We start from the raw sequence: 17,577 nt of genomic DNA, 5'->3' as shown, positions 1-17,577 counted from the left end.
TTGTGAAAATAAGTTTACTAAAAATTAGCTTTTTAGTTAGATAATTTCTTATGTTTAACAAAAAATTAATCTATGGCAAAAAACTACATTAACTACCTACATTTTGTATTGTTTTTTATTTTTTTCCTTAATTCCTTCAAAACTAACGGCACAATGTGCTGGTACTGACAATGTAAATGAATTAATTTGCGATGTCACTAATCCCATTTATCAATCAGTAAATTTATTTTCTTTGTTAGGAGGTTCTCCAATTCCAGGTGGAACATGGACAGATGATAATAATCTACAAGGTTTAGATCCTTCTACTGGTATTTTAAATGCTCAATTTATCCTTAGCGGAGGAGAATATCACTATACCTATACAGCTCCAGCGACTTCGGGGTGTACAAATAACAAAGCTGTAGTCACGATTACCATAGGCGCATACGTGGGCGTGGGATCTGAAGCAACAGTTTGTAACGAAAATAATTTTTTTAATCTTTTTACAGCTTTTGACAGTAAGGTTATGGGGCCACATGTAAACGGAAGTTTTACTACCGATAAAGGGCAGCCTGTACCGCGTACAATACCAATTGGACAATATACAACCAAAACTACGCTTAACTTTATATATACTGTACCGGCAGTGCTGGCGTGTTCTCCTGATACAAAGTCAACCAATGTGCAGGTGACTATTTTTATAGCTCCTAAAATTGGAGAACCACAAGATTTGGAATTATGCGGGACTACAGATTTGGCGGCCTACACCGATTTAGATTTATTTGACCGGATAGGTGAAGGGGATAAAGGAGGTACTTGGACAGGTATGGGATTGACTTCTGCTACAGATCATAACATTAATCTTCAAGAATTGTTTGATGCAAATGGACCTGGCGTATACCCTTATACCTACACTGTTTTGGCGCTTCCTAATAGTAATATATGTGCTAATAAAAGTGCTACTGTAAATATAACTCTCGAAAAAAGACTTGATTTTACAGGATCTAAAATTGAAGTAAGCAAAGATATTTGCGAATCTGAAATTGCGACAGCGACTTATTCGGCAAAAATTACCCAAGGGCAAGATAATATTCCTAATGGGAAATATGATGTAAGCTTTACTATTGTTGGGCCAGGAGTATCAGCATCTGATAATGTAAGAGGGGATTTTGTGAATGGAGAATTTAATTTTCCAATACAATCATCTTATTTTAAAGAAGTAGGTGAGTATACGATAACGGTTACAGGTATAGTGTCTACAACAAGTAGAAGAAAATGCGTAGACATTTTCAATCCGTTTTCGAGTGTTTTAACAATTTATCCGTTACCGCTTTTAACTAATGCTACGCTAACAGCGCTTCCTGTTTGCCAAAATGATATAGCGACAATTGATATTATTGCACCTCAATTGCTTGATGGTACTTATCGTATTTCTTACAATATAAATGGAGATAATCTAGCTATGGGCGAAACAGCAGAAATACAATCTGTTGGCGGAAAAGCATCTTTTACAATTCGGGAAACCTGAGTAAAAGAAGCGGATTGTCGGTAATTACAATTTATAATATAACCAATATTACAAATCCTTCACCACAATGTACCAATACAGCAAATGTTGCAGGAAATCTATATGTAAATCCGTTGCCAAATGCATTAACTGTAATTGCGGCAGTTAAAGATTATTGCTTGAATGCACCTGTTACTGTTGAAATTTCTGGGTTGGAAACTTTAACCAATGTTAGTATTTCTTATCAATTGTCAGAAAGTAATATTTCGGGAATACAGACTATTAGTAATACAGTGCAAAATGGTAAGTTAGATTTTGTAATTCCTGCCGAATTGCTTTTAAATACAGGTTCAACAAAAATTACATTATTGAATTTAACTAATACGGTTACAAATTGTGATGTCGATTTAATCAACATTACAGACGATTTCATTATAAATCCGATTCCGCCTGCACCAACTGTTTTAGATCAGAACTTTTGTAAAGTAGACGAGGCGGTAATTGCCAATTTAGAACCAAAAGGAACTCAGTACAAATGGTATAATTCTGCAACAGCAACAACGCCACTCGCCGTTGATTATGTTTTAAAAACAGAAGATTATTACGTTACAGAAACCTCTGCTGAAGGTTGTATTTCAGAACCCGCAAAAGTTTCGGTAGTGATAAATGATACGCCAGCACCAGAAATGAACGAAACGGCAGATTTTTGCGGTTTAGCAAATCCGAAAATAAGCGATTTATCCAGTAAGACAAATGTTCCGTCAACGGTAGCTTGGTATGATTCTGTAGACGGAAATTTATTGCCTTCAACCACATTATTGGTGCACAATGCAATTTATTACGGATACGATTTAAATGAAACAACAAGATGTCTATCTGAAAATTATAAAGAAGTGAAAGTCTCTTTACGAGATTGTGAAGTTGCTCAGTACGATTTCTTTGTTCCTGACGGATTTTCTCCAAACGGAGACGGTGTAAACGATTCATTTGTGATAAAAGATATTGAATTTTTATATCCAAACTATACACTTGAAATTTATAACAGGTACGGCAACGGAATGTATAAAGGAGATAATAGTAAACCAGCTTGGGATGGCAAGAATTACGAGAAAAGCGGTATCGCTGGAGGCGTTGCACCCAATGGAGTTTATTTTTATGTGTCGCATTTTAATAAAGACAATAAACCGCCACAACAAGGCCGTCTTTACTTAAATCGATAATCTCTTTTATATTTTTAATATAATTTTCAAATGAAAAAAATAATACTCCTTATAAATTTCCTTTTCTGTTTATCCATTTCTGCCCAGCAAGATCCTGAGTATACGCATTATATGTATAATATGAGCGTTGTAAATCCTGCTTATGCAACTGGAGTTCCCGCCATGATGAATTTTGGCGGATTATACAGAACGCAGTGGGTTGGCGCTTACGGTGCGCCTAAAACATTTACATTTTTTGGACATACCGCAATTAATGACAAAATAGAAGCAGGAATCTCATTTATTTCTGATGATATTGGTGACGGTGCAAAAAAGGAAAACAACGTTTATGCTGACTTTGCCTATGTTTTAAAATTAGGCGGAAAAAATAAATTATCGTTAGGTTTAAAAGCTGGATTTTCGTCTATGCAAACTAATTTTAACGGATTCAGATTTACAGATCCTCAAACAGATTTAGCTTTTTCAGAAAACATAAATGCAACAAAACCTAATATTGGAGTTGGAGCTTATTATTTTAGAGATAATCTATACGTTGGATTGTCTGCACCGAATTTACTAAAGTCAAAATATATCGAAGAAAAGTCAGGAGTTAATGCTTTCGGTTCAGAAGAAATACATACTTTTTTGACAGCGGGTTATGTTTTTCAGGTTAATGATAAAGTGAAATTGAAACCAGCGTTTATGTCAAAATTTGTAAAAGGTGCACCAATTAGTTTAGATGTTACTGCTAATGTTTTGTACAATGAAAAATTCGAATTTGGAGCAGCATACAGAATTGATGATTCGGTAAGTGCTCTATTTAATATAAATGTTACGCCAACGCTGAGAATAGGTTATGCCTATGATTACACACTTACAAACTTCGGACAGTTTAATTCAGGAACACACGAAATTATGCTTTTGTTTGATTTGGACTTGTTAGGAAAAGGATTTGATAAATCTCCAAGATTCTTCTAAAATGAAAAATATGAAAAAATTACTCGTTATTGTATTCGTATTTTCAATACAGTTTATAAATGCACAAGATCAGGAATTAGCCAGAGCAAAACGTTTTTTTGATAAAACGTATTACAGCGAAGCCATTATTTTATATCAAAAATTAGCAGACGAAAGACCTTCTCAAGAAGTCATTAAAAATCTTGCCGATTCTTATTTCTATACCAATGAATTGATTAAAGCGCAACGCTATTATCGTCTCTTGATTGGCAATTACAGCAATAATTTAGACCGAGAATATTATTTTAGATATGCACAAACTCTAAAAGCAACAAATAGTAACGATGATGCAAATGCCAATTTAAAGGAATATTATTCTAAATCTGCAAATGCAGAAGATATGGTCAATTTTGAAAAAGAATTGAAAACTTTAGAAAATGTCACCGCAATTGGTAAACGTTTTGAAATTAAAAATCTTGCGATAAATACGCCAAATTCTGAATTTGGAGCTGTAAAATACAAAGACAATCTAGTTTTTGCAGGAGTAAAATTGAAACCAGGTTTGTTTGACAAAAGATACAAATGGGATAATGAAACCTATTTAAATTTGGTTACGATTCCGCTTAAAAACATTAATTCTGCAGATTCCATTATCCATTATTTTGCTAAAGAATTAAAAACCGGAATGCACGAATCGAATGCTGTTTTTACAAAAGATGGCAAAACAATGTATTTTACCCGAAACAATTCTAAAAACGGAAAGAAGAAAAAGACGATAAAAAAATCTCTAATCTTCAGATTTTTAAAGCAGAATTGGTAGAAGGAAAATGGACAAATGTTACGTCGCTTCCATTTAATAGTCCAAATTATTCTGTTGAACATCCCGCTTTAAGTCCAGATGAAAAAGTCTTGTATTTTGCTTCTGATATGCCAGGATCTATCGGCTCTTTTGACATTTATTCGGTTAACATCAATAAAGGGGCATTTGATACACCGAAAAATTTAGGTTCAGAAATTAATACAGACAAAAGAGAACAGTTTCCTTTTGCTTCTGCAGATAATAAGCTTTATTTTTCATCAGACGGACATTTAGGTTATGGATCTTTAGATGTTTTTGTCTCTGAAATAAATGGAAACGAGTATTTAAAACCCGTAAATGTCGGACTTCCATTAAACTCTAATTTAGATGATTTTGCATTTAATATTGATTCGAACACTAAAGAAGGATTTTTTGCTTCGAATAGAGAAGGAGGTAAAGGAAGCGATGATATTTACCAATTCAAAGAAATAAAAGATTTGATTGTTGAAGATTGCAAACAGTTTATTGCTGGAACCATTACAGATCTTGATACACAATTGGCTTTAGAAAATGCAACGGTATTATTGCAAGATTCAGAAAATAAGACTTTAAATACTATTACAACTTCGGCTGACGGAAAATTCAGTTTTACTGTTGCTTGCGAGGCTTCGTATAAAATTAGTGCTTTCAAAGAAAATTATACTAATGCTTCTAAAATATTGACATTAGACAAAACAAGAGATAAAGTTAATGATGGTTCTTTGGCACTAAGATCTTTAGAAGCAATTCAAAAAGAAGAAAAACAAATTGCTGAAAACAAGAGAAAACAGGAAATTATTATTGAAGAAGAAAACAAGAAAAAAGAAGCCTTGGCGACAATTGAATTAAAAGAGAAAGACAAAAAAGCCAAAGAAGCGGCAATTGTAGTCGCTGAAATTCGAAAGAACGAAAAAGTAAAAGAAATTTTAGAAAAAGAAAAAGATATTGTCAAGGATAAAGAACGTTTAATCATAAAAACAGATCCTATTTATTTTGATTACGATTTGTGGTATATCCGTAAAGAATCGAAAGTGATTTTAGGACGAGTTGTAGAATTGATGAAGAAATATCCAGACATGAAAATCGAAATCGGATCGCATACCGATTCACGAGGAAATGAAAAATACAATGCTGATTTATCTCAAAAAAGAGCCAATTCAACGCGAGAGTTTATCATACAATCTGGCATAGATTCTAAGCGAGTTGTAGCAAAAGGTTATGGCGAATCGGTTCCAATTATAAAATGCAAAACAGATGAATCTTGCTCAGAAGAAGAACACGAATTGAATAGAAGATCTGAATTTGTAATTAAAAATTTATAAAATTATTGAAAGAAGAAAGCCTTTTTTTCTTTAATTTTATAATAGTATCAACAAAATAGAAAAAATATGAGAAATCTAACCTTATCTTGTTTGCTTCTATCCTTTATTGGATTGCAAAGCTGTAAAAATGAAGAAAAACAAAAAGCCGCTGAAGCTGTAAAAGCAGAAGGTGAAGCAGTCGTAAGTACTGCATGCTATAAAGCAATTTACGAAAAGGATACAATAGATTTAAAACTGAATACGTTAAAGAACGGAAAATTAACGGGAGATATGGTTATGAATGTAGCACCTTCAACTGTTAGAAAAGGAGAAGTTGCAGGTGAATTCCACGGAGATACTTTATTTGTAGACTACACTTTTAAAGTTAATGAGGACGCTAAAACCTTCAAAAATCCTATGGCATTTTTAAAACGTAACAATCAGCTTATTTTGGGTAACGGAACTATGCAGACAACAATGGGAGTAACTTATTTGGTAAAAGATAAACCGATTGATTTTGACAGCGTAAAATATAAATTTGACTCAGTAGAATGTCTTGCGAAGTAATAAAGAAGAAAGATTTGAGAAGCAAGATGTTTCTCTATGTAGATAATGAGAAAAGATTTTAGAAGGAAGATATTTCTCTGTAAAAGTAAAAAGCCGTTTCTAGATTTAGAAACGGCTTTTTATTATTTAGAAGTTTTTTAATTCTTATTGAACTTCACCCTTAATTTTAAGAGCTACTCTTCCGTCAGGATAGTTTACTGCGTTTGTTTCAACAGTAATTGTTTTACGAATAGGTCCTGCTACCATATTATATTTTACATCAATTTTTCCTTTTTTGCCTGGCAAAATTGCTGCCGCAGGTTTTGTTACAATGATAGAACTTACTGTAGATTCTGCACCTGTAATTAATAATGGAGCATCACCAGTATTTGTAAATTCAAAGGAACGAAGCCCATTGTCGCCTTTAGAAATTTTTCCATAATCAATTGTATTGTCTGAGGTCGCAAATTCAATTTTTGGGCCGTTTTGTGCAAAACTTATTGCGCTAAACAATAAGACTGCAATAAAAGAGGCTGTATTTTTCATATGAAATCTTTTTTTATTGTAAGTAAATATACATTCTTTTAATTAACACACAAATTATTATTTCTCTTTTTATAGTCTACTTAATTATTTACTTTTGCTGTCAGTTATAAATACAAAAATTGAACCAGTTTTTTTGTTTAACTGTTTAATCGTTTATTTGTTTAATCGTTGAGATTGATTTATAAATGATTTTTTAAAACAGAAATAAGAAAACAAATCAATTTGAAATTCGATGATCAAAACCGATTAAGCGGTTAAACAAATTAACGATTAAACAACCCTAGTAAATGACAATTCCAGCACAATTTGACGCTAAGACGATTGAGAGTAAATGGTATGATTACTGGATGAAAAACAATTATTTTCATTCAGAACCAGATCATAGAACACCGTACACCATTGTAATTCCGCCGCCAAACGTCACTGGAGTCCTTCACATGGGACATATGTTGAATAATACGATTCAGGATGTTTTAATTCGCCGTGCACGTCTTAAAGGATTCAACGCTTGTTGGGTTCCGGGAACAGATCACGCTTCTATTGCAACTGAAGCAAAAGTGGTAGCGAAATTAAAAGCAGAAGGAATCAATAAAAACGATTTGACCCGTGAAGAATTCCTAAAACATGCTTGGGAATGGACAGATAAATATGGTGGAACAATCTTAGAACAACTTAAGAAATTAGGTGCTTCTTGCGATTGGGAACGCACTAAATTTACTATGGATCCAGATATGTCTGCATCTGTAATTAAATCGTTTGTAGATTTATACAACAAAGGATTAATCTACAGAGGATACCGCATGGTAAACTGGGATCCGGAAGCAAAAACTACTCTTTCTGACGAAGAAGTAATTTACGAAGAACAACAAGGAAAATTATTTTTCTTAAAATATAAAATTGAAGGTTCAGAAGACTTCTTAACGATTGCTACAACTCGTCCAGAAACTATTTTTGGAGATACTGCAATTTGTATTAATCCTAATGATGAGCGTTTTGCACATTTAAAAGGTAAAAAAGCGATCGTTCCTATTTGCGGAAGAGTAATCCCAATTATTGAAGACGAATATGTAGATGTAGAATTCGGAACAGGATGTTTGAAAGTAACGCCTGCTCACGATATGAACGATAAAACTTTAGGAGAAAAACACAACCTAGAAATCGTTGATATTTTTAATGAAGATGCAACTTTAAATAGTTTCGGATTACATTATCAAGGAAAAGACCGTTTTGTGGTTCGTACTGAAATTGCAAAAGAACTGGAAGAAATTGGAGCTTTAGCAAAAACAGAAACTCACTTAAATAAAGTTGGAACTTCTGAAAGAACAAAAGCAGTAATCGAACCAAGATTATCTGACCAATGGTTCTTGAAAATGGAAGAATTAGTAAAACCTGCAATTAAGTCGGTTTTAGAAACAGGAGAAATTAAATTACATCCAAAACGTTTCGAAAATACTTATGCGCATTGGTTAAACAACATTCGCGATTGGAATATTTCTCGTCAATTATGGTGGGGACAACAAATTCCAGCGTATTATTATGGAGACGGAAAAGAAGATTTCGTAGTTGCTGAAAACATCGAAGACGCTTTAGCTTTAGCAAAAGAAAAAACATCTAACAACTCACTTACAACATCTGACTTAAAACAAGATGTTGACGCGTTAGACACATGGTTTTCTTCTTGGTTATGGCCAATGTCAGTTTTTGGCGGAATCATGGATCCAGAAAGTCCAGATTTTAAATACTATTACCCAACAAATGACTTGGTAACTGGTCCGGATATTTTATTTTTCTGGGTGGCGAGAATGATCATTGCAGGTTACGAATATGCAGGCGAAAAACCATTTACAAATGTATATTTGACTGGTTTGGTTCGTGACAAACAACGTCGTAAGATGTCTAAATCATTAGGAAATTCTCCTGATCCTTTAGATTTGATCGATGCTTTTGGAGCTGATGGTGTTCGTGTGGGATTACTTTTAAGTGCTTCTGCAGGAAACGATATTATGTTTGATGAAGAATTATGCAGTCAAGGAAAAGCGTTTTCAAATAAAATCTGGAATGCCTTCAAATTGATTAAAGGATGGGAAGTTTCTGAAACTATCGCACAGCCAGAATCATCAAAAGTGGCAATCGAATGGTATGAAGCGAAATTACAGCAGACTTTAGTTGACATCGAAGATAATTTTGAGAAATACAGAATTTCAGATTCTCTTATGGCAATTTATAAATTGGTTTGGGATGATTTCTGTTCTTGGTTCTTAGAAATGATTAAACCTGCATACCAACAGCCAATTGACAGCGTAACTTTCGCGAAAGCGATCGAAATGTTAGAAAACAACTTGAAGTTATTGCACCCGTTTATGCCTTTCTTGACAGAGGAAATCTGGCAATTAATCGCTGAAAGAACTCCAGAAGAAGCTTTAATTGTTTCAACTTGGCCAGAAGTAAAACCGTTTGATGCAAAATTGATTTTAGATTTTGAAAACTCAATTGAAGTAATTTCGGGAATTAGAACAATCAGAAAAGATAAAAATATTCCGTTTAAAGATGCAATTGAATTAAAAGGAATCAACAGCGAAAATGTTTCTACTTATTTTGATTCAATCATAACGAAATTAGGAAACGTTTCTGCTTTCGAATATGTTTCTGAAAAAGTAGACGGCGCACTGTCTTTCCGTGTAAAATCGAATGAATACTTCATCCCGATTACAGGAAATATCGATATTGAAGCTGAGATTGCAAAACTGACAGAAGAATTAAATTATACAAAAGGATTCTTGAAATCTGTAGAAGCGAAACTTTCAAACGAGAAATTCGTAAACGGAGCTCCAGAGAAAGTTCTTAATTTAGAAAAACAAAAACAAGCTGATGCTTTAGCAAAAATTGCTACAATTGAGCAGAGTTTGGCTGGTTTGAAATAAGAATCAGATTGATTTAAAATAAAAAAGCTGTCCAAAGTGGACAGCTTTTTTTATCTTGTATCATTCCGAGGCACTTTGAATCGCAAAATTTTAATTTTCGTAGAAATTATCTTTAATATAGAAAACAGTGTCTATAAATTGAAGTATGCCATTTTCTGTTAATACATTTTCGTCGTGAAGATCTTCAAGAATAATTCCTAAGTCAGGATTATAGTAATCGTTGTTTTTGGTATTTAGAAAACCGTTTACAAGCATAAACTTCTTTACAACTTCTAAGTCTGTTGGTTCAGTTGCTTTTACGAAAGGCTGTTCAACAACTGCATATATAATATCTTCGTTTTTGAAAAAGCCTAATAAATTGTATGCTGTATCTGGAAAAAAGAAGTTATTTAATAATAAATTGTTGAAGTAATCTATCCAAGAATTGTAATAAATAGAATCATTAAGTTTGATTACATGTTTTCCGTCTTTTAAATAGACTTTTTGCTCTGCTCCTTCAGAAAGATAATCTTCAAGATTAATATCTAAAATCCAAAGACTATTTAATTCTATAAACCTTTCTAAGGTCTCTTTTTCTTGTTTTTTGAAATGCTTGAACCCTTCAGCCATTTTACTTGAGCTTTGGCTTCTTCTAAGGTAACTGGCTGCTGCTTGGATAATTGTTCCATGCTTAACTTTGCTCTTTCCTGAAATGATAAGTTGTAATTCATGTTTCATATTGTTAAATGCAAAAATAGTGCATTTTATTAAAAAATAAAATAAAAGTAAGTTTTGTATTACTTTTGTAATAAAACTAAAAATCTCAAGATTTTTAGTTTTACTTAAAAATCTTGGGATAAAATCAAAACTCTAATTCAATATTTTAGAACTTGTAACGCAAGCTTGTCATAACTTGACGAGGAGCGATTGGGTTTACACTATAGTTCTCGTGAACAGTATAATTTAATTCGTTTGTGATGTTTGATAATTTGCAAAGAATCGAGAATTTTCTCCAAGCATATCCAACAGATGCATCAATAGTAACATAACCTTCCAAAGGAATTTCTCTATGGTAGATTCCGTCAGGATATTTAACTGTATCTGTGTTGTATTGGTCATTCCAACCTCCTAAACGATCACCAATGTAATTTCCAATTGCTCCAACAGATAAATTTTTTAATAGACCTTCTTGTACAGTGTAATAGAAACTTAAGTTTGCTGTGTTTGCTGGAGTTCTAACAAGACGATCACCTTCAATAAAACTTCCGTTTAAACCAGATGTTTTAGTATAACGCATATCATTGTAGCTGTATCCTGCAATAATGCTAAGTCCGTCAATTGGTCTTGCCGTAACATCAACTTCAACACCTTTACTTTTAGTTTCACCACTTAAAACTTTTACGTTTGCATCCGTGTTTAAACTTCCATCAGCTTTAAATTCGGCAGTTTGAGCTAAGTTGCTGTTGGTAATTTGATAAACTGTAACATTTGTGCTTAATAATCCTTTTAAGAAATCAGTTTTAATACCAGCCTCGTATTGATCAATAATAGAAGGTTCAATTGGTTTTAAATCTGCTGTAGTTCCTGTGTTTGGTGTAAATGAAGTAGAATAGCTACCAAAGATAGAAACCTCTTTTCTAGGTTGGTAAATTAATCCAAATTTTGGAGAAAATGCATTATCAAGTTTTTTGTCACCAACTGTTGGTATTGCATTTTCTGGGTTTCCTGCACCAGTTGCTGTTTCTTTATAAGTTGTAACTTCAGCTTCTTGCCATGACCAACGTACACCTGCCAATACTTTGAATTTCTCTGTAATTGAGATTAAATCTTGAAAATAGACACCAAAACGATTGGTTTCTGTTTTTGCAATTTGAGTTGCTCTCGCATCTGGAATATCATTTCTTTGTGTTGACGGATCAAAGTTGAAAAGATTGATTGTATCATAATTTGCAGGATTAAATGCAAAAGTATAAGCCGTTGCAAATGAGTTTTCCCAGTCTGCACCAGTAAATATTTGGTGTTTTATTGATCCTGTATTAAAGTTTCCTTGAAGACTTAATTGATCTCCTAAAATTTGTTCTGAGTTATCGTTTTGAACTAAAGGTCTTGTCCAGTCTCCGTTTTCTTTAACAGAAGATAATTGTGCTGTAGATTTTGAAGCTCTGTCATAAGTTTGGTAAGAGCTATTGAAATTAAGCTTCCAATTTTTATTGAAATCATGATTTAACAATACAGACGCACTAGCAGATTTTGTATTACCATTAGACCAAAGAGATCCATAAAAAGCATTTCTAGGCAAATCAAGAATTTGTGTGCCAATAATTCCAGTTCCAAAATCTGGTGTCCAATCTGCGCTTAAATAATCTCCTTGAATTGTAATTTGAGTTTTAGGATTAATGATAAAAAGCAACGATGGATTTACATATACACGTTTATTTTTTACGACATCTCTAAAGCTTTCTGAGTTTTCGTAAGAACCGTTGATTCTAAAGGCAATTGATTTAGTAAGACCTCCATACAAATCAAATGCTGGCTTGTAATAAGAGTAACTTCCAATTTGCATTGAAACTTCTCCACCGCTTTTAAATTGAGGTGTTTTAGTTACTAAATTTAGAATTCCTCCAGGTGCTACGTTTCCAAATAATAAAGCTGAACCTCCTTTAAGAAATTCTACTTTATCTAGTCCAGAAACATCAGGAATTGACCCTGCATTATAACGGAATCCGTTTTTAAACATATTGTTTGTAGACATGTCATAACCTCTAGAGAAAAAAGATTCTTGAGCACCACCACGAGCAGAACCAACGTAAACACCGTTAGCATTTTTAAGAACCTCGCTTAATCTAATAGCTTGCTGCTGTTCGATAACTTCAGAACCAATAACTTGTATGCTTTGTGGATTATCCATTGGTTTTAATCCAGAGCGAACTGCTGTTACTGGTTTTGGTTCTTTGGTTTTAGTAACAACTACTTCATTTAAAATTTCCCCTTTTTTATTCTTAACTGTATCGTTTATAGATGAAGTAGATTCAGTGCTTGAATAGTCTTGAGCGTAAGAGGCAAAACTTAATAAGCCTAATGCAAATAGTAAATTATATTTCATGTTGTTTATTTAGATTCAATAAAAATAGATCGCCGCAAATATACAATGGCATGATTGTGTTAATGAAATTTATGGGGCGTTTTCTTACTTAAACCTTTCTTATTGTTTTCTTAAGATTGTCTTAAGAATTTTCTAATATTATTTTAATTTAGTATAAATAGCAACAAAAAAACCTTGCCGTTAAACAAGGTTTTTTTAAATTGAAATTAAACTCTAAGAATGAAATTTTCTTAAATTATTTTACTGCAATTTGGTATGTAGCCATTTTCCAGATTTCGTCGTATTTTTTACCGTTATGTTCACCTGCAGATTTTTCAGTATAAGCAAACTCAACCATATAATTTCCAGACCAGATAGGAGTAAAAGTGATTTCTCCTTTATCATTTGTCCATAATTCTTTTTCCCATCCGTTTGGAGCGATTACTTTAATTTTTTGAGATTTTGCAATAGCTCCTTCATATAAAGCAGAGACGTTGATTACTGTATTTTTTTTCGCGATATCAGCATTTTCAGAGAATACGCTAATTTTATTATTGTTAGCTGTAGCGACATTTCCTGCAGATTTATTTCCAACAACTACAGTTGCACTAGAGTTATAATCTAATTTCATTGTCCCGTAGACGTCTCCAACTGTATGATGCATTACAATGGTATAAACTCCGTCTTCTTCTGGTGTAAAGAATGCTTGGTATTTATTATCTAAAGCTTTTGCAGTCAGTTTTGTTTCTTTTTTTGAAGGAGAAATTACTACCAATGAAAAATCTTTTAAATCAGAAAACCATTTATCAGCTTTTGTAATATCGTTATCAGAGAATTCTCCAAAATAAACAGAAATTTCTTGAGCTTTTCCTTTTGTTCCTGTTGCTTTAGTTTCGATCCAAAGAGCATGGGCAAAAAGCTGTGGTGCGGCAAAAAGCATTAGAAATAAAAAGCTTAATGTTTTTAAAGTATTTGATTTCATAAGATCAAGTTTAAATTATTAGAATGATATTTTTTACAAACATAAGTCTTATTTAGAATAATTAAAAATAAAAATCATAAAAAAGACCAATAAATTAGGGAGAAAGTACTAGTCGCTCGTTTTTTTCTTTTTTTATTTCGTCCCCACCAAATTAAGAAGCCGGTTAGAGGTAAACTTGCGAGCAACTAGACTGGCAAAAAAAGCAAGAACTTTTCCTGGAAATCCGAGAATACTTCCAACATGCAGATCGTAATTTATAAATCTGAATTTCTCGCCATTATTTTTGTCTTTATAAGTGGTAACTTTAAGATTCTTTCCGCTGTATTGGTCAAATAACATTGATGTATCATCAAAACGATTTTCGTATCGAATAAATGTTTGAACAGTCGCCAAAGAATCATTTTCTGCAGGTGTAAATAAAAAGTAGCTTATGGCTTTAGGATGTGCTTTTAGAGTAGCATTATATATCTTATCAGTAGCACTGATTGGAGTATATTTTGTAGTATCAGAAACGATTCTTTCTTCTTTGGCAAATGTTTTTCCGCCATTAAATAACCATTGAATTCCTTTATCGTAGCATTCAAAAGCCCATACTAATCCGGTTAAGGCAATGATCAAAGTGAAAATCATCATGTAAAATCCTAGAATATTATGCAAATCGTAGTTTTTACGTTTCCATTTTGTAGTGTTTTTCCATTGAAACCAAAAGCGTTGTTTTGCCGCACTTTTATTTTTAGGCCACCATAGAATTAAACCTGTAATTAAGGAAATTATGAATATAATGGTTGCTGTACCTGTAATAGGATCGCCAATTTTACTGTTTAAGCAAAGTGTTTGATGCAAGCATTCGTACAAAAACAAAAAACTCAAAATTATAGTCTTCTATTTTTGTAACATTTCCTGTGTAGGGATCTAAGTAAACATAGTTTGTCTGATACTGATTCCAATACCAGATCGCATCATTGTCCAATTCTTCATAAAACCAAGCAACAATAGTACGTCGATCATCACTAAATGTCCTGCATCCAGAAAATGTCTGCTTTGGATGGATCTTTTTGTTTGCTTCTTGCGCAATCTTTATTAAATGGCTAATAGGCAGTTTTTTATCTTTAACCTGATCAACATAATAATAGTCATGAATTATAGGACGCAGTTCTTCTTCAAAAACGTATAAACAGCCTGTAATTCCTAGTATAACTACGATAAGTCCTGATGATAAACCTAGCCATAAATGTATTTTTAATAGTAGCTTTTTAAAAGTCATTGTAAAAGGTTAAATAAGATAGGTGTTAAAATAGAAAACACCTCTGCAGATAGTACAGAGGTGTTTTTTGAAAATAAATGACTTTAGAATTTCAATGTTAGATTCACTAAGAAGTTTGACAATGCTTGAGAATTTCCGTAAAAATCCCAATATCTTTCACTAGAAATGTTGTTGAATTTTAAACCAATTCTCCAAGTCGGTTGATCGTAAAAAACTGTTGCATTTGCTGTTGTATAAGATGGCATGTAGAAAATATTGTCTTCAAATAGATAGCTTTTTCCAACATAATTTAACCCAAAACCAGCACCTAAACCTTTAACCGTATTTTGCAAAGCATAAGTTGCCCAAAAGTTAGCTACATTTTTTGGAGCTCCAGGTGCTATTGCTCCTGACTCTTCGATGCGATTTTCATTGTATGCATATCCTCCAATAATATTTAATCCGTTTATTGGATTGGCTATTAACTCAAAATCTAAACCTTTGCTTTTTTGAACTCCATCTTGAAATGCAAAACCATTTGAATCGTATCGAATTGCATTATCAATAGTAATATTATAATAGCTTAAAGTAGCACTTAATTTTTTATTAAATGCTTCTGCTTTTACACCTGCTTCATATTGTACAGCATAAACAGGATCTAAAATCAATTTTGTTGCATCTGGCTGTGTTGCAGGAGGTGAATTTTGGAATCCGTTCATGTAATTTGCAAAAAGAGAAACTTGATCTTTTACAACCTGATAAACCAAACCTAATTTTGGAGACCATGCAGTCTGGTTATAAGCTTCAGTACCTTCAACTTCTTTACGTTTATAATTGTCCATACGTAAACTTAACATTGCAGATAATCTATCCGTAAAATTAACTACATCAGAAGCATAAATGCTAAAAGTCTGGTCGCCATCAGTAGGATAAGCAGTTTGTTTTAATGTTGCATCAACCGTTTTTCTTCTCATCGGATCAAAAGGCATTCTAACATCAACCGTATCAATATAAGCTGTAATTCCAGAAGAGAAGCTGTTTTTATTAAAACTGTAATTTACACCTACCAAAAGTTTATGTTTGATGCTTCCTGTTTTAAATTGACCGTTTATATTTTCCTGAATATTAGTGTAGTTATTGTAAATAGGTCCCCAGTTACCAACTCTTCTTGCCGCTAAGTATGGAGTTAGCCAAAGAGTATAAGTTTGGTAGTCGCGTTCTACATTTTCTCCCATAAAAGAGAATAGAGTAGTCGATTTCCAGTTTTTCAGATATTTGATATTCTGCTTGAGTGAAAACTTTATTTGCCGAAGTTTTAGCATCATTGTCATCATAAAATAATGATTTTCTGTAGCCTACCATCAAATCTCCAGGATTTGTAATTCCTGATTTAGGATCGTATCTATGATAAGTACGTCTTGTGTTGTTTGAGCTAATATATTCTGCGTCAATATTGAAAGTAAGTTTGTCGCTTGCCTTATAAGTTAAACTTGGTGTGAAGGCAAAAGTATTATTGAAGCCAAAATCTAAGAAACTTTTTTCTCTGTTAACTGCTGCATTTAGTCGAAATAAAACACTTTTATCTTTCTTTAAAGGCGTATTGATATCTGCAGTAAAACGATTTAAGTTATAGCTTCCCATAGTATAAGAAACTTCTGTGGCTGCGGTTTCAAAAGGTTTTTTAGTTACCAAGTTCACTACACCTCCAAAAGATGAAATAGTTGATCCAAATAAAGTTCCTGATGGACCTTTTAGAACTTCAATTCTTTCGACATTGGCAAGGTCTGTAGAAGAACGATTTGTAGCAGTTTCCATTCCGTTTCTAGCATTAATTCCTGTAGTAAAACCTCTAAAAGTTACGCCAACTCCACCAGAAGGATAAGTAACAGGAACTGCGCCAGGAGAGTTTTGTACTGCACTTCTAACATCTACAGCAACTTGATCTAACAAAAGTTCTTTATGGATTACACTATATACTTGCGGATTTTCAAGATTTTTAAGAGGCATTCTGGCAACGTAGTCTGTTTTTTTAGACATAATGCTTTTCGGACTGCTAATAACAACTTCTTTTAATTCTTTATTAGAAACTTTTAGTTGTAAATTGACTGTTGAGGTTTCGTTTTCAGTAACTGTAATTTCAGTTTCTAGAGTTTCATAACCAGTTAAAGATACTTGTAATGTATAAGAATTGGCTTTTACTTTATTAAAATCAAAAGTACCATCATCATTAGAAACGGTGCCATATTTTGTGTTTTTAAGAATAATATTTACTCCCGCCGCAACATCGCCGTCTGAGGTAGTTATGGTTCCTTTAATTTTTCCGTGATTTTGTTGAGCAAAAATTGATAAGAACGAAAATAAAAAACTGATAGAAAATAGAAAACGCGAAGTTTTCAAACTGAGGTAATTCATTGCTAATTTTTAATTGGTTTATAATTAAATTTTATTTAGAATAAATAAAAACAATGCAAATGTAAAAATTAAAATAACTTTAACA

At 32.8% G+C, this 17,577-nt stretch carries 13 protein-coding genes and 1 pseudogene; 7 read left to right on the top strand and 7 right to left on the bottom strand.

The window, feature by feature from the left end:
- Window positions 1-103: 103 nt before the first annotated feature.
- The 6 genes from P5P87_RS09525 (at window position 104) to P5P87_RS09500 (ending at window position 6,348) form a co-directional block, all read left to right on the top strand.
- Window positions 104-1,507, top strand: a complete 1,404-nt coding sequence (locus tag P5P87_RS09525; RefSeq protein WP_278022372.1) for a hypothetical protein — start codon at window positions 104-106, stop codon at window positions 1,505-1,507.
- 14 nt (window positions 1,508-1,521) lie between these two features.
- A complete protein-coding gene (locus P5P87_RS09520) occupies window positions 1,522-2,706 on the top strand; it encodes a T9SS type B sorting domain-containing protein (RefSeq protein WP_278022371.1) in 1,185 nt (394 codons plus the stop codon).
- 30 nt (window positions 2,707-2,736) lie between these two features.
- Window positions 2,737-3,663, top strand: a complete 927-nt coding sequence (locus tag P5P87_RS09515) for a PorP/SprF family type IX secretion system membrane protein (RefSeq protein ID WP_278022370.1) — start codon at window positions 2,737-2,739, stop codon at window positions 3,661-3,663.
- 10 nt (window positions 3,664-3,673) lie between these two features.
- Entirely contained in the window at window positions 3,674-4,462 is a 789-nt protein-coding gene (locus P5P87_RS09510; protein ID WP_278022369.1) for a tetratricopeptide repeat protein, read from the top strand.
- Window positions 4,456-5,802, top strand: a complete 1,347-nt coding sequence (locus tag P5P87_RS09505) for an OmpA family protein (protein ID WP_278022368.1) — start codon at window positions 4,456-4,458, stop codon at window positions 5,800-5,802. The genes P5P87_RS09510 and P5P87_RS09505 overlap by 7 nt, the downstream gene beginning before the upstream one ends.
- 66 nt (window positions 5,803-5,868) lie before the next feature.
- Window positions 5,869-6,348 carry a hypothetical protein gene (locus tag P5P87_RS09500; protein WP_278022367.1) on the top strand — a complete coding sequence of 160 codons (480 nt, stop codon included), beginning with the start codon at window positions 5,869-5,871 and terminating at the stop codon, window positions 6,346-6,348.
- Window positions 6,349-6,492: 144 nt separating this feature from the next.
- Here P5P87_RS09500 and P5P87_RS09495 read toward each other — a convergent pair whose 3' ends face one another.
- On the bottom strand, window positions 6,493-6,873 hold the full coding sequence (locus tag P5P87_RS09495; protein WP_278022366.1) for a DUF1573 domain-containing protein: 381 nt from the start codon (window positions 6,871-6,873) through the stop codon (window positions 6,493-6,495).
- Window positions 6,874-7,160: 287 nt separating this feature from the next.
- Here P5P87_RS09495 and P5P87_RS09490 point away from each other — a divergent pair, with 287 nt between their 5' ends.
- Window positions 7,161-9,794, top strand: a complete 2,634-nt coding sequence (locus tag P5P87_RS09490) for a valine--tRNA ligase (RefSeq protein WP_278022365.1) — start codon at window positions 7,161-7,163, stop codon at window positions 9,792-9,794.
- 90 nt (window positions 9,795-9,884) lie between these two features.
- Here P5P87_RS09490 and P5P87_RS09485 read toward each other — a convergent pair whose 3' ends face one another.
- The 6 genes and pseudogenes from P5P87_RS09485 to P5P87_RS09460 all read right to left on the bottom strand — a co-directional run bounded on the left by P5P87_RS09485 (window position 9,885) and on the right by P5P87_RS09460 (window position 17,492).
- Window positions 9,885-10,511 carry a putative polyvalent protein kinase domain-containing protein gene (locus P5P87_RS09485; protein WP_198856907.1) on the bottom strand — a complete coding sequence of 209 codons (627 nt, stop codon included), beginning with the start codon at window positions 10,509-10,511 and terminating at the stop codon, window positions 9,885-9,887.
- 145 nt (window positions 10,512-10,656) lie between these two features.
- Entirely contained in the window at window positions 10,657-12,876 is a 2,220-nt protein-coding gene (locus tag P5P87_RS09480) for a TonB-dependent siderophore receptor (RefSeq protein ID WP_278022364.1), read from the bottom strand.
- A 235-nt stretch (window positions 12,877-13,111) separates the two neighbouring features.
- Entirely contained in the window at window positions 13,112-13,837 is a 726-nt protein-coding gene (locus P5P87_RS09475; RefSeq protein WP_198856909.1) for a DUF4198 domain-containing protein, read from the bottom strand.
- 132 nt (window positions 13,838-13,969) lie between these two features.
- Window positions 13,970-15,101: pseudogene (locus P5P87_RS09470) on the bottom strand (PepSY-associated TM helix domain-containing protein).
- Window positions 15,102-15,184: 83 nt separating this feature from the next.
- A complete protein-coding gene (locus tag P5P87_RS09465) occupies window positions 15,185-16,351 on the bottom strand; it encodes a TonB-dependent siderophore receptor (protein ID WP_278022783.1) in 1,167 nt (388 codons plus the stop codon).
- Entirely contained in the window at window positions 16,236-17,492 is a 1,257-nt protein-coding gene (locus tag P5P87_RS09460) for a TonB-dependent receptor (protein ID WP_278022363.1), read from the bottom strand. The genes P5P87_RS09465 and P5P87_RS09460 overlap by 116 nt, the downstream gene beginning before the upstream one ends.
- Window positions 17,493-17,577: the final 85 nt, after the last annotated feature.

Origin of the sequence: Flavobacterium ginsengisoli, assembly GCF_029625315.1 — a bacterium.
Taxonomy (GTDB): Bacteria; Bacteroidota; Bacteroidia; order Flavobacteriales; family Flavobacteriaceae; genus Flavobacterium; species Flavobacterium ginsengisoli.
Note: the sequence above shows the minus strand (reverse complement) of the source record. Positions and strands in the feature narration are given on the sequence as shown.